Annotated in this window: 18 protein-coding genes; 9 read left to right on the top strand and 9 right to left on the bottom strand. The window is 74.6% G+C overall.

The features are described 5' to 3' along the window. Nucleotides 1–58: 58 nt before the first annotated feature. A complete protein-coding gene (locus tag ACIGHB_RS31965; protein ID WP_399918002.1) occupies nucleotides 59–190 on the top strand; it encodes a hypothetical protein in 132 nt (43 codons plus the stop codon). On the opposite strand, the gene ACIGHB_RS31960 is transcribed toward ACIGHB_RS31965, so the two are convergent. After that, a complete protein-coding gene (locus tag ACIGHB_RS31960; protein WP_399918000.1) occupies nucleotides 166–1671 on the bottom strand; it encodes a sensor histidine kinase in 1506 nt (501 codons plus the stop codon). The genes ACIGHB_RS31965 and ACIGHB_RS31960 overlap by 25 nt on opposite strands. Beyond that, a complete protein-coding gene (locus ACIGHB_RS31955; protein WP_360316721.1) occupies nucleotides 1664–2338 on the bottom strand; it encodes a response regulator transcription factor in 675 nt (224 codons plus the stop codon). Before ACIGHB_RS31955 ends, ACIGHB_RS31960 begins: the two co-directional genes overlap by 8 nt. 94 nt (nucleotides 2339–2432) lie before the next feature. Here ACIGHB_RS31955 and ACIGHB_RS31950 point away from each other — a divergent pair, with 94 nt between their 5' ends. Then, nucleotides 2433–3920 (top strand): DUF2079 domain-containing protein, encoded by a 1488-nt coding sequence (locus ACIGHB_RS31950; RefSeq protein WP_399917997.1) that lies wholly within the window; start codon nucleotides 2433–2435, stop codon nucleotides 3918–3920. A gap of 45 nt (nucleotides 3921–3965) precedes the next feature. On the opposite strand, the gene ACIGHB_RS31945 is transcribed toward ACIGHB_RS31950, so the two are convergent. Both ACIGHB_RS31945 and ACIGHB_RS31940 read right to left on the bottom strand, forming a co-directional pair. Further along, nucleotides 3966–4640, bottom strand: coding sequence for a hypothetical protein (locus ACIGHB_RS31945; RefSeq protein ID WP_399918052.1), 675 nt, complete (start codon nucleotides 4638–4640; stop codon nucleotides 3966–3968). Nucleotides 4641–4790: 150 nt separating this feature from the next. Next, on the bottom strand, nucleotides 4791–6341 hold the full coding sequence (locus ACIGHB_RS31940; RefSeq protein ID WP_399917995.1) for a FadD3 family acyl-CoA ligase: 1551 nt from the start codon (nucleotides 6339–6341) through the stop codon (nucleotides 4791–4793). A 101-nt stretch (nucleotides 6342–6442) separates the two neighbouring features. On the opposite strand from ACIGHB_RS31940, the gene ACIGHB_RS31935 reads away from it, so the two are divergent. The 3 genes from ACIGHB_RS31935 to ACIGHB_RS31925 are packed head-to-tail and all read left to right on the top strand — an operon-like array spanning nucleotide 6443 to nucleotide 8845. Next, nucleotides 6443–7585 carry a lipid-transfer protein gene (locus ACIGHB_RS31935; protein ID WP_399917994.1) on the top strand — a complete coding sequence of 381 codons (1143 nt, stop codon included), beginning with the start codon at nucleotides 6443–6445 and terminating at the stop codon, nucleotides 7583–7585. Between the two features lie 19 nt (nucleotides 7586–7604). After that, nucleotides 7605–8036 carry a Zn-ribbon domain-containing OB-fold protein gene (locus ACIGHB_RS31930; RefSeq protein WP_399917992.1) on the top strand — a complete coding sequence of 144 codons (432 nt, stop codon included), beginning with the start codon at nucleotides 7605–7607 and terminating at the stop codon, nucleotides 8034–8036. Further along, nucleotides 8033–8845: an enoyl-CoA hydratase/isomerase family protein gene (locus ACIGHB_RS31925; RefSeq protein ID WP_399917990.1), complete on the top strand. Its 813-nt coding sequence runs from the start codon at nucleotides 8033–8035 to the stop codon at nucleotides 8843–8845. The genes ACIGHB_RS31930 and ACIGHB_RS31925 overlap by 4 nt, the downstream gene beginning before the upstream one ends. Here ACIGHB_RS31925 and ACIGHB_RS31920 read toward each other — a convergent pair. Beyond that, nucleotides 8823–9410 carry a hypothetical protein gene (locus ACIGHB_RS31920; protein WP_399917988.1) on the bottom strand — a complete coding sequence of 196 codons (588 nt, stop codon included), beginning with the start codon at nucleotides 9408–9410 and terminating at the stop codon, nucleotides 8823–8825. The two genes, ACIGHB_RS31925 and ACIGHB_RS31920, sit on opposite strands and share 23 nt — an antisense overlap. Before the next feature lie 139 nt (nucleotides 9411–9549). On the opposite strand from ACIGHB_RS31920, the gene ACIGHB_RS31915 reads away from it, so the two are divergent. Further along, complete coding sequence (locus ACIGHB_RS31915; RefSeq protein ID WP_399917986.1) at nucleotides 9550–10173, top strand: hypothetical protein; 624 nt, start codon at nucleotides 9550–9552, stop codon at nucleotides 10171–10173. Here ACIGHB_RS31915 and ACIGHB_RS31910 read toward each other — a convergent pair. Both ACIGHB_RS31910 and ACIGHB_RS31905 read right to left on the bottom strand, forming a co-directional pair. After that, nucleotides 10170–12536, bottom strand: a complete 2367-nt coding sequence (locus ACIGHB_RS31910; RefSeq protein ID WP_399917984.1) for a PQQ-binding-like beta-propeller repeat protein — start codon at nucleotides 12534–12536, stop codon at nucleotides 10170–10172. The genes ACIGHB_RS31915 and ACIGHB_RS31910 overlap by 4 nt on opposite strands. Before the next feature lie 125 nt (nucleotides 12537–12661). Then, the gene (locus tag ACIGHB_RS31905) at nucleotides 12662–13555 is read right to left on the bottom strand and encodes a VOC family protein (RefSeq protein WP_399917982.1); all 894 of its coding nucleotides are present in this window, start codon (nucleotides 13553–13555) and stop codon (nucleotides 12662–12664) included. 294 nt (nucleotides 13556–13849) lie between these two features. Between ACIGHB_RS31905 and ACIGHB_RS31900 the strand changes: the two genes are divergently transcribed. Next, entirely contained in the window at nucleotides 13850–14497 is a 648-nt protein-coding gene (locus tag ACIGHB_RS31900) for a TetR family transcriptional regulator (protein WP_360313073.1), read from the top strand. A gap of 126 nt (nucleotides 14498–14623) precedes the next feature. Here the strand turns inward: ACIGHB_RS31900 and ACIGHB_RS31895 are convergent, their stop codons facing one another. Next, a complete protein-coding gene (locus ACIGHB_RS31895; protein ID WP_399917979.1) occupies nucleotides 14624–15097 on the bottom strand; it encodes a nitroreductase/quinone reductase family protein in 474 nt (157 codons plus the stop codon). Continuing rightward, entirely contained in the window at nucleotides 15097–16263 is a 1167-nt protein-coding gene (locus tag ACIGHB_RS31890) for an acyl-CoA dehydrogenase family protein (RefSeq protein WP_399917977.1), read from the bottom strand. The genes ACIGHB_RS31895 and ACIGHB_RS31890 overlap by 1 nt, the downstream gene beginning before the upstream one ends. Nucleotides 16264–16369: 106 nt before the next feature. Here ACIGHB_RS31890 and ACIGHB_RS31885 point away from each other — a divergent pair, with 106 nt between their 5' ends. After that, nucleotides 16370–17545: a thiolase C-terminal domain-containing protein gene (locus ACIGHB_RS31885; protein ID WP_399917975.1), complete on the top strand. Its 1176-nt coding sequence runs from the start codon at nucleotides 16370–16372 to the stop codon at nucleotides 17543–17545. A 31-nt stretch (nucleotides 17546–17576) separates the two neighbouring features. Then, the gene (locus tag ACIGHB_RS31880) at nucleotides 17577–18239 is read left to right on the top strand and encodes a pyridoxal 5'-phosphate synthase (RefSeq protein WP_360313065.1); all 663 of its coding nucleotides are present in this window, start codon (nucleotides 17577–17579) and stop codon (nucleotides 18237–18239) included. Nucleotides 18240–18254: the final 15 nt, after the last annotated feature.

Here is an 18254-nt window from a genome sequence, read left to right as displayed (position 1 = left end):
GGAGTTCCGCCACGAGGATCGATCCGCCCGATTCCCACCCCTTCATGAGGAGTCAGTAATGCGCAGCGCCAAGCGCCTCTTCGCCCTCGCAGTCGTCACCGTGGCCCTCGCCCTCGGAGTTGCCGCACCCGCCTCGGCGGACATGCACATCACCGGCACCACCGCCTACAACGACCTCCGCGCCGACTGACCCCCCGCGGGGAAGCGGGCCACCAGCAAGGCGCCGCCCAGCTCCGTGTCCTCGATGGTGAGGGTGCCGGCGTGGGCGGTGGCGAGGTCGCGGGCGATGGGGAGGCCCAGGCCCGCGCCGCCCGCCGCGCGGGTGCGGGACTCGTCGAGGCGGGTGAAGCGGGCGAAGACGCGGGCGCGGTCGGCGGGCGGGATGCCGGGGCCGTCGTCGCGGACCGTGAGGGTCAGGTGCGCGGGCGACGTGCGGACGGTGACCGTGACCTCGGATGTCGCGTGGCGGCAGGCGTTCGCCAGGAGGTTGCGCAGGAGGCGGTCCAGGTGGCCGGGGTTGCCCGGGAGGACCGCCGGGACCGGCGCGTCGCAGCGGAGGCGCAGCGCGGCCGCCTCCGGGAGGTGCTGGTGCTCGCGTACCAGGTCCTCCGCCAGGGCCGACAGGTCGACCGGTTCGCGTACCGGGGGGACCGAGCCGTGGCTGGCCAGCAGGAGCAGGTCGTCGGCGAGGTGCTGGAGGCGGACGACGTCCGCCGCCGCCTCCGTCACGACCTCCCGCCAGTTGTCCACCGACTCGGGGTGGCGCAGGGCCGACTCCAGCTGGACCCGCACCGCGGCCAGCGGGCTGCGGAGTTCGTGGGCGGCGTCGGCGGTGAACTCGCGCTGTCGCGCCGAGGCCGTCTCCAGCCGGTCGAGCGTCGCGTTCGTCGTGCGGGCGAGGTCGGCGATGACGTCGGCCGTCGGCGGGACGGGGACGCGCCGGTCGAGCGACTGGCCGCTGATGTCGGCGAGTTCGCGGCGGATCGCCTCGACGGGACGCAGGGCGCGGGCGACCATCCGGTGGACCAGGAAGCCGGTCAGGAGCGCCGCCAGCGGGGCCCCGGTGGTGAGGGCGATCCAGTAGACCTTGTCGAGGTCGTCGTGGGCCTCCTCGATGGTCTGGAAGGTGTGGACCGCCCCGAGGAACAGCGCCCCCGTCACCGCCCCGGCGGTGAGCGCCACCCGCCCCCGGAAGGAGATCCGGGCGCCGCCCCGCCCGACCGCGACCGCGACCGCCGCCGCCGTGATGACGCCCGCGGAGGGGCCGACGCAGGCGACGGCCCAGCGGAGCGCCTTCTCCGCGACGTCGACCTTGCCGAACTCGTTCTCCTTCAGCAGCCAGCTGCCGTACGTGGCGTACAGGGCGGCCGTCACCGTCGCCGCGACCGCCGCGCCCCGGAGCCGTACCCACCACGGGCCGCCCTTGCCCGCGACGAGGCAGACGGCGGCCACGTACGCCGCCCCCGCCCAGGTGCCCCAGGTGGTGATCGCCTCGATCTGGGGGCCGACGCGGTCGTGGTTGATGTGGACGGCGGGCCAGGTGGAGCGCAGGCCGGCGGCCCGGTCGGCGTACTGGAGCCAGGCCACGGCGCAGCCGACGACCAGGGCCGCCGCCAGGCCGGAGGCCCAGACCGGGCGGGTCGCCCACGCGGGGCGTGCGGTGTCACGCACGGCCGCTCACCCGGTAGCCGGCGCCTCTCACCGTCTCGATGGTCTCCCGCCCGAAGGGGGCGTCGATCTTCTTCCGTACGGCGCTGATGTAGACGTGCACGATGTTCGGGTCGCCGGTGAAGTCCGCGGACCACACCTCGTCGAGGACGTCGACGACGGGCACGACCTCGTCGAGGCGGCCCAGCAGGCAGTGCAGCACCGCGAACTCCTTCGGGGTGAGGTCGATCCGCTCGCTCCCCCGGCCGCAGGTGCGGCGGGCCGGGTCGAGCCACAGGTCGCCGGCCTCCAGGAGGGCGGGGACGCGGGCGCCGCCACGGCGGACGAGGGCGCGCAGCCGGGCCTCCAGGACGACGTACGAGAAGGGCTTGGCGAGGTAGTCGTCGGCTCCGGTGTCGAGGCCCTCGGCCTCGTCGTACTCGCCGTTCTTCGCGGTCAGCATCATCACCGGCACATCGTTGCCCTCGGCGCGCAGCCGGGCGCAGACCTGGTAGCCGCTGAGGCCGGGCAGCATGAGGTCGAGGAGGACGGCGGAGTAGCGGTGTTCGCGGGCCAGGTGGAGTCCGGTGACGCCGTCGTGGGCGACGTCGACGGTGTAGCCGACGGCTGTGAGGCCGCGCCGGAGCGAGGCGGCTATCCGTTCCTCGTCCTCGATCGCCAGGATGCGCATGGCCCCGAGTATCGCCTGCGTGGTCACAGCGGCCTGAGGAAATCCTCAGGGAGCTTCAGGGAGGCTTCAGGGGCTCGTGGCGAAGCTGCCTCGCATGCTCATGATCACCACGCCCGAAGCGACCCATACGGCTGAGGCGCCCGCCCTCCGCCGGCCGGAGGTCCCGTCCAGGACCGGGCCCGCGTTCGTCGCCGCCGTCCTCTTCGTCCTGCACTGCGCCTTCGCGCTGCGCAACCACGCCCGGTTCCGGACGACCGGCTACGACCTGGGGATCTTCGGGCAGGCGGTGCGGTCCTGGGCGGAGGGGCGGCTGCCCGCTTCGGAGATCCGGACGGCGACGGCCCCGGCGGGGTTCGGGGGCGAGGCGCTGCCGCTGCTCGGGGACCACTTCCATCCGGTGCTCGCGCTGCTCGGTCCGGTGTACCGGCTGGTGCCGCACGTGGAGGTGCTGCTGGTGGCGCAGGCGGCGCTGGTCGCGGTGGCGGTGTACGTGACCGGGCGGACGGCCCAGGCGCACCTGCCGGGGCGGCCGTTCGCGGGGCCGCTGGTCGGGGTGGCGTGCGGGCTCGCGTGGGGGACGCAGACGCTGGTCGGCTTCGACTTCCACGAGGTGGCGTTCGCGCTGCCGCCGCTGGCGCTGGCCTGCCGGGCGTATCTGGACGGGCGGCTGCGGGCGGCGGTCTGGTGGGCGGCGGCGCTGCTGCTCGTGAAGGAGGACCTGGGGGCGACGGCGGCGGTGTTCGGGCTGCTGGTCGCGCACCGGGCGCGGGGCCTCGGGGACCGGCGGGGGCGGCGGGCGGGGTGGCTGCTGGCCGGTGGGTCGGTGCTGGCGGCGGCGCTGGTGCTGAAGGTGGTGATCCCGGGGTTCGCGCCGGACGGACGGTATCTGTACGCGGAGCAGGTGGGGGGCGCGTACGGGCTCCTGGACGGCTGGCCGGTCAAGGCGCTGACGGTCCTGGCGCTGCTGGCCGTCACGGGCGGTCTGGTGGTGCGCAGTCCGCTGGCGTGGCTGCTGCTGCCGACGCTGGCGTGGCGGTTCACGTCGTCGGTGCCGTCGCACTGGGAGCCGGGGCTGCACTACTCGGCGGTGCTGGTGCCGGTGGCGTTCGCGGCGCTGGTGGACGCGGTACGGCGCGGGGCGCGGCCGCCGGTGCCGGGGCTGCGCGGGGCGGGGCGGCAGGGGCCGGGGCCGCTCCGGGCGGGGGCTCCGCTGCTCGTACCGCTCGGGGTGGCGCTCCTGCTGCTGCCGCTCCAGCCCACCGCCCAGCTCGCCACGCCGGGCTTCTGGCGGGAGAGTCCGCGCGAGGCGGCGGCGCGGGCGGCGGTGGAGCTGGTGCCGGACGGGGTGCGGGTGGCGGCGAGCAACACGCTGGCGCCGCACCTCACGGACCGGACGGTGGTGCGGCTCGCGGCGCCGGGGCTGCTGGACCGGGACCCGGCGGTGGAGTGGCTGGTCGCGGACCGGCTCGACGGCTTCCCGGCGGGCGCGGTGGACGGCGCCCTGCGGGAGGCGGCGGCGGATCCGGGGTGGCGGGTGGTGCGGGAGGAGGCCGGGATCGTCCTCCTGACCCGCGTCCCGTGACGGCCCGGAGCCCGCGCCCGCGCCCGTACCCGCGTCCCGTGACGGTCAGCCGCGCGCGTACGACCCCAGCCCCACCAGGCAGTAGACGTACTCGCTGATGGTGGTGCCGTTCATCGTGTAGCGGTGCGAGAAGGCGTACTGGGTCTTGGGGTTGGCGTTGCACCGGTCCATGTCGGAGGTGAAGGGGAAGGTCTGGATGACCTTGTAGTGGGCGTCCGAGGCCGAGCAGGGGACCTCCTCGACGCCGCTGACGGACTGGGCGGTCTCCGAGTCCGGGAGGGTGCCGTTGAGGCAGGTGCCCTTCTCGTACGGGTCGGGCTCCTCCTCGGTGGGGGTGGCGGCGGGGTCGGTGGGGAGGTCGAGGTCGAGGCTGGGGAAGGGCGAGACGGAGAAGGTGGGGAAGGTCGGGCGGGAGTCGGCGGGTTCGTCCTTGTCGTTGCTGTTGAAGAGGTACGAGCCGCCGATGATCGCGCCGATCACGAGCAGCGGGACGAGGCAGCCGGCGACGCCCGACTTCCGCTGCCGCGGGCCCTGCCCGGCGGCGACGGTGATGCGGAGGAGGACGGTCGTGCCCGCGAAGGGGACGGGGATGACGTCGCCGTTCCGGCAGGGCGGGACGTGGAGCTGGGTCGGGCCGCCGGCGTTGCCGGGCAGGGTGACCGGGATGACGACTCCGGTGGCGGCCTGCTGGGGGGTGAGCGTGAGCGGGAACTCCTGCATGGACACCTGGTGCTCCTCGGTGGGAGAAGAAGGGGGAGGTGGGGAGGTGGGGTGCGCCGGTATGACGTGCACACGCCGTCGTCCGGTTGCCGCTCCCCCACCATTTCCATAAACGGATTCCAATACTCCGGAGTGGGGCGGACACCGGCGTCAACCCCGCTTCCGCAGCTCCCCCTTGACCACCTTCCCGCTCGCGTTCCGGGGAAGTTCGGTCACGAACTCCACCTGCCGGGGCACCTTGTAGTTCGCCATCTCCCGCCGCGACCAGGCGATCAGGTCGTCGGCGGTGACCCGCGCGCCCGGCCGCCGCACCGCGAACGCCTTGCCGACCTCGCCGAGCCGGGGGTCGGGGATCCCCACGACGGCGACGTCGGCGATGTCCGGGTGGAGGCCGAGGAGCTGCTCGATCTCGGCGGGATAGGCGTTGAAGCCGCCGACGATGAACATGTCCTTGAGCCGGTCGGTGATCCGCAGGTTCCCGGCCTCGTCGAGGACGCCGACGTCGCCGGTGCGCAGCCAGCCGTCCGCGTCGATCGCGGCGGCCGTCGCCTCCTCGTCCTCGAAGTAGCCGCGCATCACGTTGTGCCCCCGGACCAGCACCTCTCCCGAGGCGGAGAGCCGGACCTCGGTGCCGGGGACGGCGCGCCCGGAGGTCGTGGCGATCGTCTCGTCGGGGTCGTCGCGGCGGCACATGGTGACCAGGCCGCTCGCCTCGGAGAGGCCGTACGCGGTGAGGACGGTGCCGATGCCCAGCTCGGAGCGGAGGCGCTCGACGAGCAGCAGCGGGACGACGGCGGCGCCGGTGACCACCAGGCGGAGGCTGGAGAGGTCGTGGGCGGCGCGGGCCGGGTGGTCGAGGAGGGACTGGTGGAGGGTGGGCGGGCCGGGGAGCACGCTGATCCGCTCGGCGGCGATGTTGGCGAGGACGGTGTCGACGGTGAAGACGGGCTGCGGCACGATCACCGCCCCGCGCATCAGGCAGGCGAGGACGCCCGCCTTGTAGCCGAAGGTGTGGAAGAAGGGGTTCACCACCAGGTACCGGTCGCCCTCGGCGAGGCCGGCGAGGGCGGCCCACTCCTCGTAGCAGCGCAGCGTCTGGGCGTGGCTGATGACGGCGCCCTTGGGCCGGCCGGTGGTGCCGGAGGTGTAGACGATGTCCGAGGGGCTGTGGGGGTCGATGGCGTCGGCGCGGGCCCGGACGCGGGCGGCGGGGGTCTGGTCGCCCTCGGCGAGGAACGCCTTCCAGGTGGTCCACTCGGCCTCGTCGGGCGCGGTGTCGCCGAGGACGACGACCCGCTCCAGGTCGGGCAGGGGCACCCCGGCGCGGCGCAGCGAGGCGACGTACGAGGTGCCGAGGAAGGTGCCGGTGACGAAGAGGAGCCGGGCGCGGGAGCGAGCGAGGACGTCGGCGGCCTCGGTGCCCTTGAAGCGGGTGTTGAGGGGGACGAGGACGGCGCCGGCGGTGACGGCGCCGAGGGCGGCGACGATCCAGTCGAGGCTGTTGGGGGCCCAGACCGCGACCCGGTCCCCGGTCCGTACCCCGGTGGCCAGGCAGGCCGCGGCGGACCGCTCGACGCGGGCGGCGAGTTCGGCGTACGAGACCCGGGTGCGCCCGTCGGCGACCGCCTCCCGCTCGCCGTACCGCTCCCCCGCCGACCGGACGAGTCCCGGGATCGTGCCCCACTCCAGGTCACCGCGCATCTGATGCCTCCACCGTTCCGGCGCCACACCGTAGCTGACTATCCGTCAGATTAGTTGTAGCCTGACGCGCTGTCAGCAGTGCTGCCCCATGAGGAGGTCCGGTGCTCAAGGACGCCACCGCCATCGTCGGCATAGGACAGACCGCCTTCGCGAAACAGCTCCCCGAGACCGAGAGGACACTCGCCTGCCGGGCGATCCTCGCCGCCCTCGACGACGCTGGCATCGCCCCGTCCGAGGTCGACGCCTTCGCCTCGTACACCATGGAGGAGACCGACGAGGTCGAGGTCGCCAAGGCCATCGGCGCCGGCGACGTCACCTTCTTCTCCAAGGTCGGCTACGGCGGCGGCGGCTCCTGCGCCACCGTCGGCCACCTCGCCGCCGCCATCGCCACCGGCCAGGCGAGCGTCGGCGTCGCCTGGCGCTCCCGCAAACGCGGCTCGGGCCCCCGCCCCTGGAAGAACACCGCCGTCCAGCTCCCCACCCCGGGCCAGTGGACCCGCCCCTACGGGCTGCTCCGCCCCGCCGACGAGATCGGCATGCTCGCCCGCCGCTACATGCACGAGTACGGCGCCACCCGCGACCACCTCTTCAACGTCGCCCTCGCCTGCCGCAACCGCGCCAACCAGAACCCCGCCGCGATCATGTACGAGCGCCCGCTGACCCGGGAGATGTACATGACCTCCCGCTGGATCAGCGAACCCCTCTGCCTCTTCGACAACTGCCTGGAGACCGACGGCGCCCTCGCCTGCGTCATCGTCTCCGCCGAACGCGCCCGCGACTGCCGGCAGAAGCCCGTCTACGTCCACTCCGCCGCCCAGGGCCTGCCCGCCCAGCACCACGGCATGGTCAACTACTGGAACGACGACCCGCTCTCCGGCCCCGCCTGGACCGCCGCCCGCCACCTGTGGAAGACCGCCGACTTCGGCCCCCAGGACGTCGACGTCGCCCAGATCTACGACGCCTTCACCCCCCTCGTCCCGCTCTCCCTGGAGGGCTACGGCTTCTGCGGCCGCGGCGAGGGCGCCGCCTTCACCGAGGGCGGCGCCCTAGAACTCGGCGGCCAGCTCCCCCTCAACACCGGCGGCGGCGGCCTCTCCGAGGCGTACGTCCACGGCTTCAACCTCATCAACGAGGGCGTGAAACAGCTCCGCGGCACCTCCACCGCCCAGGTCCCGAACGCCGCCACCTGCCTCGTCACCGCCGGCGAGGGCGTCCCCACCTCCGCCGTCCTGCTGCGCGCCTGAACCCGAGGAGCCGATCACCGTGCTGAACCCCGTCATCGACGAAGACGGCGCCCCCTTCTGGGAGTTCACCGCCCGCGGCGAACTCAGGATCCAGGCGTGCGCCGAGAAGAACTGCGGAGAACTCCGCTTCCCGCCCCGCCCCTGCTGCCCCCACTGCCAGTCCTTCGCCACCGAGTGGCGGCTCATGTCCGGCCGCGGCCGGATCTGGTCCTACGTGCTCCCGCACCCGCCTCTCCTGCCCGACTACGCCGACCAGGCCCCGTACAACGCCGTCCTCGTCGAACTCGCCGACGCGCCCCGCATCCGCCTCGCCGGGAACGTCGTCGCCGAAGCCGGCGCCCGCCTCGACTCCGTCGACCCGGCCCGCCTCCGCATCGGCGCCCCCGTCCGCGTCGCCTTCACCGAGATCGACGGCGTCGCCGTCCCCCGCTGGATCCTGGAGCGCGGATGACACCCCCCGACACCCCCGGCGCCCCCGGCGCCCCCGGCGTCACGGTCGAGCGCGACAAGGAGACCGGCGTCGCCGTCGTCACCCTCGACCGGCCCGAACGCCTCAACGCGATCACCCTCGCCATGGCCCGCGAACTCGCCGCCGTCTGGCGGGGGTTCCGGTACGAGGACGACATCCGGGCGATCGTCCTCACCGGCGCCGGCGGGCGGGCCTTCTGCACCGGCATCGACCGAGACGACGCCGGCCGGGTGCCGCAGCCCGCCTCCCCGTACACGATCGACGACCCGCTGCTCACGATCGGCCCCAAGGCCAACGACCTGTGGAAACCGGTGATCGCCGCGGTGGAGGGGATGGCCTGCGGCGGCGCCTTCTACCTGCTCGGCGAGGCCGAGTTCCTGATCGCCGGCGAGACGGCGTCCTTCTTCGACCCGCACACCACCTACGGCATGGTCAGCGCCTTCGAGACCATCCACATGGCCCAGCGCATGCCCTTCGGCGAGATCGCCCGGATGGCCCTCATGGGCTCCGCCGAACGGGTCTCCGCCCGGCGGGCCTACGAGACCGGGCTCGTCAGCGAGGTGACCGAGCCCGGCGGGGCGCTCGCCGCCGCGCGGGAGGCGGCGGCCGTCATCGCCTCCTGCCCCACCGAGGCCGTCCAGGGCACCGTACGGGCCCTGTGGACCGCCAAGGAGGCCGTCAGGTCCCAGGCCCTCGCCCAGGCCCCGCACCTGGTCGCGCTCGGCAACCTGCCGGCGGACCGGCAGGCGGAACTGTTCACGAGGAGGGCTACGGGGTACCGGACGCGGTAGGCACCACGATCTCGACGGCGTCGCGGATCACGCACGTCCGCACCTTGTCGACGAGCCGGGGCTTCGCCATCTTCACCTCGAAGTCCTTCCGCTGCCCGCCCTCGACCGTCACGGTCGTCTCCGCCGTGTCCACGACCGAACCGGCGGCGTTCCTGAACTCCAGGGTCACCCGGCGGGTCTCAGTGGTGCTGTACAGCCCCTCGTTGACGATCCGCAGCGTGGCCGTGGTGTCCGCCTTGCGGGCGGGCTTGCCCTTGCGCTTCTTCTGCGCGGGCTTCACGCAGTCGACCACCAGCACGTCGACACCGGGGCCGTACGTGGCCGTGGCGGTGGCCGTCGGCTCGGCGGTGTACTCGCCGCCGCTGCCGCTGCCGCTGCCGCCGTCGCCGTTCGACCCGGAGCCCTGGTAGTCGTCGTTGTCCTTCTTGTCGCTGGAACAGCCGCCGCTGCTCTTGCTCTTGCTCTTCCCGCTGCCACCCTTGCCGCCCGAGCTCGTCTGGAAGCCGGTCAGCGCCAGCACCACCACGGTCAGCGTGGCCGCCATCTTCAGCCGCGTCCGTCCCACCGTCACCGTCTCCCCGTCCGTCCGGTCATGTGCGCGCCACACCCTAGCGGGCGCCCGCATCCCGCATGGCGGGCCCCCGCCACCGGGCGTAGCGTCGACAGCGAGAGCCGGACCGCGAAGCCCCCGAGGAGGCCGATCGATGATCCGCAACGTCGTCGGCTCGGTCCTGGCCCTCGCCGGAGCGACGGCCGCCGTCTGGAGCCCCTTCCGTGCCTGGTACGACGGCCGTCACGGCAGCGACTACGCGATCGGCGACCTCTTCACCGGCATCACCGGCACCGGGTCCGGGGTGATCGGCTCGACCCTGCTGCCGTTCGCCTTCGCCGCCCTCGTCACCGTCCTCGGCGTGGTGCTGCGCTCCCGGCTGCTCGTCGCCACCGCCGGTCTCGTCGTCCTCGGCTTCACGGTGCTGTGGATGGTCCGCGTCGGACAGGCCGAGGGCAGCCTGGTCGTCTCCGGGGACGGGCGCGGTCTCGGCGACGGCGTCGCCAACGCCTTCGGCGGCGCGGTGCTGCTCCTGCTCGGCGCCCTCGTCATGTCCGGCCGGCCGAAGGCCCACCGCCTGGAGCCCGCCGCGCCCCGGCCCACGCAGCCGACGCTCGACGACCGGCCGCCCGAGGAACCGTACGGAACGGGGCAGCCGTACGGGACGGGGCAGCCGTACGACACCGAGACCCGCTCGATGCCGTACGCCGCCCCCGGCCGCTTCGACGTCCCCGTCGAGCCGCCGCGCGACCGGGACGACCGCCCCGGGACCGGCTAGGGCCTGCCCCGGCCGGTGGCCGTGCCCTTCGCCGCGTCGAGCGCGTACACGCAGCGGTCCTTGCTGCACGCGTACACGACCCCGCCCTTCGCCACCGGCGAGCCGGTGATCTCGCCGCCGGTGGCGAGCTTCCAGCGCAGCTGGCCGCCGGTCGCGTCCAGGGTGTAGAGGACGTGGTCGGCGGAGCCGAAGTGGACCCGGCCCTCGGCGACGACGGGGGTGCCGACCAGCTCGCCGCCGGCCGCGAACCGCCACCGGGGGGTGCCGGTGACCGCGTCCAGCGTGTACAGCGCGCTGCCGCTGCCGACGTGCACGTTGCCGTCCGCGACGAGCACCGGCTCGGACGACTGGCGCTGCTCGGTCGCGATCCTCCACCGGTCCTGGCCGGTGGTGGCGTCGATCGCGTACACCGTGCCGAGGTGGTCGGCGAGGTACACGCCGCCGCCGGTGACGGCCGGGCCGGGCGCGAAGGCGGGCGGGGAGAGGAAGACGGCGGGCGCCTCGAAGTGCCAGCGGACGTGCCCGGCGGCGATGTCGATGGACAGCACGCGGGTGCCGGCGGAGACGTACACGCAGCCGTCCTCGGCCGGGGCGACCCGGACCGGCACGTGGCCGCAGGAGGCGGCGTCGCCGATCGGGTACGACCAGCGCTCGGTGCCCGTGCGGGCGTCGAGGGCCTGGAGCCGCGCGTCCCGCCACACGTACACCGTGTCGCCGTGCACGGCCGGGCCCGCGTCCGGGGTCTCGAAGTCCGTCTGGCAGCCGGTGATCTCCCACAGCTTGGCGCCGTTGGACGCCTCCCAGCCCTGCACGCCACCGCCCCGGGTGCCGGTGACGACGGTCCCCCGGTCCACCTGGAGGGAGTACACCCAGGCGTCGGTGCCCAGCCGCCACCGCTCGCTGCCGTCGGTGGCGTCCAGGGCGTACAGCGTCGGCCCGTCGGAGGCGTGGATACGGCCCTGGGCCACCGCCATCGACCAGGCGACGTCCCGGGTCTTGAACTGGCGCCGGCCCGAGCCGGTGTCCAGCGCGTGCACCTCGAAGGAGGTCACGTACAGCAGGTCGCCTTCGACGACCGGCGTCCCCCACACGTCGTTCGACATGCGGAAGCGCCACGGCCGCCACGGTCCCGGCTGCTCGGGCCCGGCCTGCGACTGTCCCTGCGGCTGCGGCTGCCGGGGTACGGGCGCGGGCGCGGGCTCGCCGCCGCCGGGCGGCCGGAGCCAGCCGGTGGCGTGCGGGTCGGCGGCCTGGCCGAGGGCGAGGGCCGCGCGGGTGTCGGCGACCCGGGGACCCGGCCCGATCGGCACGGTGGCGCCGCCGAGCCGCACCGGACCGCCGGACTCCTCCGCCGGTCCCGCGTGCCGGCCGCCCGCGTGGGCGGGCTCCGGGTCGCGGGGATCGCGGCCGTCGTACGGGACGGGCGGGCGCGGCGGCATCGGCGGCGGGGAGACCGGCGGCGGGTTCGGCCGCCCGCCGCGACGGGCCTCGATCATGGCGACGGCGCTCTCCGGCAGCCACGCGGAGGCGGTGCCGCTGTCGTCGCTGCCCGGACCGAAGAGGTGCGGGGCGAGCATGGCCTGGAGGTCGGCCGGGGTGGGCCGCTGGGCCACGTCCATCTGCATGCACGCGTCGATGAGCGGCCGCAGCTCGTCCGGCAGGCCCTCCAGGTCCGGCCCGTCGCGGAGCAGCATGAAGACGGTCTCCACCGGGTTGGCGCCGTGGAAGGGCGCGTGCCCGGTCGCGGCGAACACCAGCATGGAGCCGAGCGAGAAGACGTCGCTGGCGCCGGTGACGCTGCGCGAGTCGCGGGCCTGCTCGGGCGACATGTAGGCGGGGGTGCCCACGGCGACGTTGGTCATCGTCAGCCGCGTGTTGGAGACGCCGGACGCGATGCCGAAGTCGATCACCCGGGGGCCGTCCTCGACGACGAGGACGTTCGACGGCTTGAGGTCGCGGTGGACGAGCCCGGCGCCGTGGATGGACTGGAGGGCCTCGGCGACGCCGGCGGCGAGCCAGCGGACGGCCTGGGCCGGGAGCGGCCCGCACTCGTTCACTATCTCTTCGAGCGAGGGCGCCGGGACGTACGCGGTCGCCAGCCACGGCACGGCGGCGCGCGGGTCGGCGTCGACGACGGCGGCCGTGTAGAACCCGGACACCGCCCGGGCGGCCTCGACCTCCCGGGTGAAGCGGACCCGGAACAGCTGGTCCTCGGCGAGCTCCGTGCGCACGGTCTTGATCGCCACGCGCCGGCCGGACGCCGACCGCGCGAGATAGACCAGACCCATGCCGCCCGCGCCGAGCCGGCCCAGCACCTCGAAGGGCCCGATGCGTCTCGGGTCGTGCTGCGTCAGCTGTTCCACTTGCCTGCCACCTCCCCGTACGGGCCATGACGGTACGGCCCGGGCCCCTGATTCTTCCTGTCCGGAGCCCTTGTTGCGAACCCGGGGGCGGATCGGGGTGTCATAGCTCATATCGAGCGGAAGGCTCACCCGTCCGAGGAGGGCTCCGAGAGGGTGGAACCGGGGGGTGCGGGGACGCTCAGGGGGGCGGTGTCGGTGGAGAGCGCGGCCGGCTCGGAGGTGGTGAGGAGGGGGTCGGCGGGGACGTCCGGTTCGGCGAGGACGGCGAAGCGGGCGCCCTGGTTGTCGTGGAGGACGGCGATCCGGCCGTAGGGGGTGTCGACGGGGGGTTCGGCGACCCGGCCGCCGAGGCGGACGGTCACGGCGCACGCCTCGTCGCAGTCGTGGACCGCGAAGTAGACGAGGACGTGGCCGGGCATCTCGGCGGGGAAGGCGTCGGTGATGACGGCCCGGCCGCCGAAGGCGGTGTCGTCGCCGGGGCGGGAGCCGGGCGGGGACCAGACGCGGTAGTCGAAGCCGGGTTCCTTGCCCTCCTCGGCGGGGTCGGCCTGGCGGCCGAGCCAGCCGAAGACGGAGGCGTAGAAGGTGTCCACGGGCTCGGGGCGGCGGGTGTACACCTCCATCCAGCAGAAGGAGCCGGGTTCGTTGATCACCTCGAAGCCGTCGTCCTCGCCGGACTGGCGCAGGCCGACGACGGCGCCGCCGGGGTCGGCGGCGAGGGCGAGGACGCCGAAGGGGCCGACCGGGTACGGCTCCATGACCATCTGCCCGCCGGCCGCCTTGACGCGCGCGGCGACGGTGCCGGCGTCCTTGGTGGCGAGGTAGACGGTCCAGGTGGTGGGCATGCGGCCGTCCCGCTTGGGGAGGAGCCCGGCGACGCGGCGGCCGTCGAGCAGGGCCTCGTCGCGGTCGTCGTCGAAGGTCCAGCCGAAGAGCTCGCCGTAGAAGCGCTTGCCCGCCTCCAGGTCCGGGAGCTGCGCGTCCACCCAGCTGGGGGTGCCCTCTGTGTATACGGCCATGCCTCCACGCTAGGACGGCGGGCGCGGGGGCGCGCTCCGGTGTGCGCCGTCCGGGGGCGGGGTGGGGGCTGGGTCCCCGGCGACTCGGTCCGAGGCTCGGTCCGGGGTGGGGTCCGGGGTGCGGTTGTCCACGGAAGTTGTCCACAGGCTGTTCATAAGGAGGGGCGGCGGGCGGGCGGCGCGACACGGTCCCGCGACGCGCCGAGGACACCCCCGCCGACCTCGGGGAACGGGGTGCACCCCATTTGCAGTCGGCCGAATCGCGCGCTGATCCCCCCTCGGTAAGCTGACGGCATGACAGGACAAGTACGCACCGTCGACGGCCGCGTGGCCGGACGACGCGGCCAGGCGACGCGGCAGAAGCTGCTCGACTGCCTCGGTGAGATGCTCAGCTCCTCGCCGTACCGGGACGTCAAGGTGATCGACGTGGCCCGGAAGGCGGGTACTTCACCCGCGACGTTCTATCAGTACTTCCCGGACGTCGAAGGCGCCGTCCTGGAGCTCGCGGAGGAAATGGCGAAGGAGGGCGCCGGGTTGACCGAGCTGGTCTCCGGCCGTTCCTGGGTCGGCAAGGCGGCCTGGCAGACCTCCGAGGAACTCGTCGACGGCTTCCTCGACTTCTGGCGGAAGCACGACGCCATCCTGCGCGTGGTGGACCTCGGCGCCGCGGAGGGCGACAAGCGGTTCTACAAGATCCGCATGAAGATCCTGAACTCGGTCACCAACTCCCTGACGGACGCGGTGAAGGAGCTCCAGGCCAAGGGCAAGGTCGACAAGGAGGTCAGCGCGGCCGCGATGGCGGGCTCGCTCGTGGCGATGCTGGCCTCGGTCGCCGGCCACCAGAAGGGCTTCACCACCTGGGGCGTGAAGCAGGCCGAACTCAAGCCGAACCTGGCCCTGTTGGTGCATCTGGGCATCACCGGCAAGAAGCCGGTCAGATAGCCCGGAGACCCCCTGCCCGGGCCCGCCCGGAGCCCTCTCCTTCACCCGTCCTGTCGTCGACGCCGACGCCGGCCACCGCCCCTCGTGGGCGGGACCGCCGTCGGCGTCGTCGTGTCCGGACCCGGATCACCTGCGGCTGAGGCGGAAGAGCCGGATCTCGCGGTCGATCCGGGCCTGGTAGGAGGCGTACGGGGGCCAGAAGGCGAGGGCCGCCGTCCAGGCGGCGGCCCGCTCCTCCCCCGTCAGCCGTTCGGCCCGTACGGGGATGGCCTCGCCCTTCCAGCTGATCTCGGCGTCCGGGTGGGCGAGCAGGTTGGCCGTCCAGGCGGGGTGGCCCGGGCGGCCGAAGTTGGAGCCGATGAGCAGCCAGGTCCCCCGGTCGGGCTCCGGCATGCAGGCGAGCGGGGTGGTGCGCTCCCGCCCGGTCCTCGCGCCCTTGGCGGTGAGCACGACGCCGGGCAGCATCTGGGTGCTGAGCAGCGTCTTTCCCCCGCTGAGCCGGTGGACGGCCTTGTCGAGGGCGGGGATGACGTGCGGGGCCACCCGGGCGAAGATCCGGGTGGAGGAGACCTTCTGGACGAGTTTCACTCCGATGGGCATCAGGCGGCCGCCTCTCCGAGGAGTCCGGTGCGTTCGGCCGCGCGGGCGCGGAGGCGTCCGGCGGGCCCGAAGAGGAGTTCGTCGGCTGCGGCGCGGCGGAAGTACGGGTGGGCGTCGGGCGCCGGTACGGCTTCGCCCGCGGCGGCGCGGAGGGCGTCGAGGGCCTGGGCGAGGGCGAGGGGGCCGCTCTCGGGGCCGGGGCCCGGTTCGCGGGCGGCGCAGTAGGTGAGCGTCCGGGCGGCCTCGACCTGGACGTACAGGTCGGCGAGGCGGTGCGGGGCGGGGCGGGGTGAGCCGTCGGCGGGGTGGGAGCGGAGGTGGCCGCGGGCGCGTTCCAGGGCGCCGCGGGCGGCTCCGGTGGCCTCGGCGGCGAGGAGCACGGCGGCGGTGCGGCCGGCGGCGGCGAGGGCGCGGGTGATGTCGGCGGGGTCGGCGGGGTCCTCGCCGAGGAGGGTGGCCGGGACGTCGCGGAGCTGGACGCGGGCCGGGGAGCGGGTGGGGTCGAGGCCGGCGCGGCGGGCGCGGACGAGTCCGGGGCCCGCGTCCTCCGGCCGGACCAGGTAGAGGAGCGTACGGCTGCGGGCGTAGCCGCCGGTGTGGGCGGCGACGAGGAGCAGGCCGGCGCTGTGGCCGTCGAGGACCTGCTCGGCCTCGCCGTACAGGAGCCAGTCGCCGTCGGGGGCGGGGCGGGCCTGGACTCCGCCGGCCCGGCCGTCGCCGGACCAGGCGCCGGTGGTGTTGTCGCCGGTGAGCCCCAGGGCGTGGCCGAGGGAGCCGCCGGGGACGGCGAGCGCGCAGGTGAGGGTGGCGTCGGCGATGCGGGGCAGCAGGTCGGCGCGCTGGGCGGGGGTGCCGAGGGCGGCGACGAGGGGGGCGGCGAGGACGCTGGTGGCGAGGAGCGGGGAGGGGGCGAGGGCGCGGCCGGTCTCCTCGCAGGCGAGGGCGAGTTCCGGGGTGCCGTGGCCGGTGCCGCCGTACTCCTCGGGGAGGGCGAGGCGGGTGAGGCCGAGTTCGCCGGCCATGCGGGCCCAGAGGGCGGGGTCGTACCCCTGGGGGGCGGGGGTGGCCGGGGGGCCGGCGTGCTGGTCGAGCAGGTCCCGCAGGGTGCGGCGGATCTCCCGCTGTAGCTCGGTGAGCGCGGGGTCCGCGCCTTCGGCGGTGTCCATGGGGCTCCCTCCGTATCTGACGGGCCGTCATGTTAGGTCGGGGAGGGGGCGGTTGCCCAGAGCGACGCGGGTCACGATCGTACGGATCTGATGTACCGTCAGATCCATGACCGCTTCCACGCGCACCGCTCCCCCCGGCCGCCGCCGGGTCGCCGTCGCCGGCGTCGCGCTCTCCGACTGCGGCCGGGTCGACGAGGCCACCCCCTACGCCCTGCACGCCCAGGCCGCCCGCCGCGCCCTCGCCGACAGCGGCCTCGACCGCTCCCTCGTCGACGGACTCGCCTCCGCGGGGCTCGGCACGCTCGCCCCCGTCGAGGTCGCCGAGTACCTGGGCCTGCGCCCCACCTGGGTCGACTCCACCGCCGTCGGCGGCGCCACCTGGGAGGTCATGGCCGCCCACGCCGCCGACGCCATCGCCGCCGGCCACGCCAACGCGGTGCTGCTGGTCTACGGCTCCACCGCCCGCGCCGACATCAAGGCCCGCCGCCGCACCTCCAACCTCTCCTTCGGCGCGCGCGGCCCGCTCCAGTTCGAGGTCCCCTACGGGCACACCCTGATCGCCAAGTACGCGATGGCCGCCCGGCGCCACATGCACCAGTACGGCACCACCCTGGAACAGCTCGCCGAGGTCGCCGTCCGGGCCCGCGCGAACGCCGCCCTCAACCCCGAGGCCATGTTCCGGGAGCCGGTCACCGCCGACGAGGTCCTCTCCGGCCCGATGATCGCCGACCCCTTCACCAAGCTGCACTGCTGCATCCGCAGCGACGGCGGCTGCGCGGTGCTCCTCGTCGCCGAGGAGTACGTCCCCGACACCGCGAAGGCCCCCGTCTGGGTCCTCGGCGCCGGCACCCACGCCTCGCACACCACCATGTCCGAGTGGGAGGACTTCACCGTCTCCCCCGCCGCCGTCAGCGGCCGCCTCGCCTTCGAGCGCGCCGGCGTCACCCCCGCCGACATCGACGTCGCCGAGATCTACGACGCCTTCACCTACATGACCCTGGTGACCCTGGAGGACCTCGGCTTCTGCCCCAAGGGCGAGGGCGGCGCCTACTTCGCCGGGAAGGACGCGGTCCCGGTCAACACCGACGGCGGCGGCCTCTCCGCCTGCCACCCCGGCATGCGGGGCCTCTTCCTCCTCGTGGAAGCCGTCCGGCAGCTCCGCGGCGAGGCCCCGGGGCTCCAGGTCCGCCGCCCCGACGGCTCCCTCCCCCGCCTGGCCCTGGCCTCCGGGACCGGCGGCTGGTTCTGCTCCTCGGGCACGGTCGTCCTGGCCCGCGACTGACCCCGCCCCGCCGCCGCCCTACGCTCACCCCATGAGCGACTTCCACCACGCCCTGCGCTCGCTGCGCGTCTGGGACTCCGAGCTGCCCGCGTTCGACCCGGACACCGCGCCGGCCGAACCGCTCGCCCTCTTCCACGACTGGTTCCTCTCCGCCGTGGCCGCCGGCCAGACCGAGCCGCACACGCTGTCGCTCGCCACCGCCGGCGAGGACGGCCGGCCCGACGTCCGGACCGTGATGCTGCACGACGCCGACGCCCGCGGCTGGCACTTCGCCTCGCACGCGACCAGCGCCAAGGGCCGCCAGCTCGCCGCCCGCCCCGAGGCCGCGCTCGGCTTCTACTGGCCGGTCCAGGGCCGCCAGGTCCGGGTCCGCGGCCACGTCACCACCGCGAGCCGGGAGGAGGCGTACGCGGACCTGCACGCCCGCACCACCGGCGCCCTCGCCGCCGCCCTCACCGGCCGCCAGAGCGAACTCCTCGACTCCCCGGGGACCCTCGCGGCGGCGAGCGACGCGGCCTGGCGCCGCGCCGAGGCCGAACCGGACGCCGACGCCCCCACCTGGACCCTCTACGTGGTCGAGCCGGCCGAGGTCGAGTTCTTCCAGGGCGACGCCCGCCGCCGCCACCTCCGCCTCCGCTACCGCCGCGACCCCGCCGCCCCCGCCGGCTGGGCCAGGGAGCTGCTCTGGCCCTGAGGGCGCACCATGGAA

The sequence above is a fragment of the Streptomyces sp. NPDC085460 genome (genome assembly GCF_044541975.1).
In the GTDB taxonomy this organism is placed as follows: Bacteria; Actinomycetota; Actinomycetes; order Streptomycetales; family Streptomycetaceae; genus Streptomyces.
The sequence above is the reverse complement of the archived record's forward strand: the minus strand, read 5'-3'. Positions and strand labels throughout refer to the sequence as shown.

Coding starts and splice junctions, on each gene's coding strand:
- ACIGHB_RS31885 (WP_399917975.1), top strand. CDS start 16,370: ATGACCGCTTCCACGCGCACCGCTCCCCCCGGCCGCCGCCGGGTCGCC.
- ACIGHB_RS31890 (WP_399917977.1), bottom strand. CDS start 16,263: ATGGACACCGCCGAAGGCGCGGACCCCGCGCTCACCGAGCTACAGCGG.
- ACIGHB_RS31955 (WP_360316721.1), bottom strand. CDS start 2,338: ATGCGCATCCTGGCGATCGAGGACGAGGAACGGATAGCCGCCTCGCTC.
- ACIGHB_RS31895 (WP_399917979.1), bottom strand. CDS start 15,097: ATGCCCATCGGAGTGAAACTCGTCCAGAAGGTCTCCTCCACCCGGATC.
- ACIGHB_RS31880 (WP_360313065.1), top strand. CDS start 17,577: ATGAGCGACTTCCACCACGCCCTGCGCTCGCTGCGCGTCTGGGACTCC.
- ACIGHB_RS31925 (WP_399917990.1), top strand. CDS start 8,033: ATGACACCCCCCGACACCCCCGGCGCCCCCGGCGCCCCCGGCGTCACG.
- ACIGHB_RS31950 (WP_399917997.1), top strand. CDS start 2,433: ATGCTCATGATCACCACGCCCGAAGCGACCCATACGGCTGAGGCGCCC.
- ACIGHB_RS31945 (WP_399918052.1), bottom strand. CDS start 4,640: ATGCAGGAGTTCCCGCTCACGCTCACCCCCCAGCAGGCCGCCACCGGA.
- ACIGHB_RS31940 (WP_399917995.1), bottom strand. CDS start 6,341: ATGCGCGGTGACCTGGAGTGGGGCACGATCCCGGGACTCGTCCGGTCG.
- ACIGHB_RS31900 (WP_360313073.1), top strand. CDS start 13,850: ATGACAGGACAAGTACGCACCGTCGACGGCCGCGTGGCCGGACGACGC.
- ACIGHB_RS31905 (WP_399917982.1), bottom strand. CDS start 13,555: ATGGCCGTATACACAGAGGGCACCCCCAGCTGGGTGGACGCGCAGCTC.
- ACIGHB_RS31965 (WP_399918002.1), top strand. CDS start 59: ATGCGCAGCGCCAAGCGCCTCTTCGCCCTCGCAGTCGTCACCGTGGCC.
- ACIGHB_RS31915 (WP_399917986.1), top strand. CDS start 9,550: ATGATCCGCAACGTCGTCGGCTCGGTCCTGGCCCTCGCCGGAGCGACG.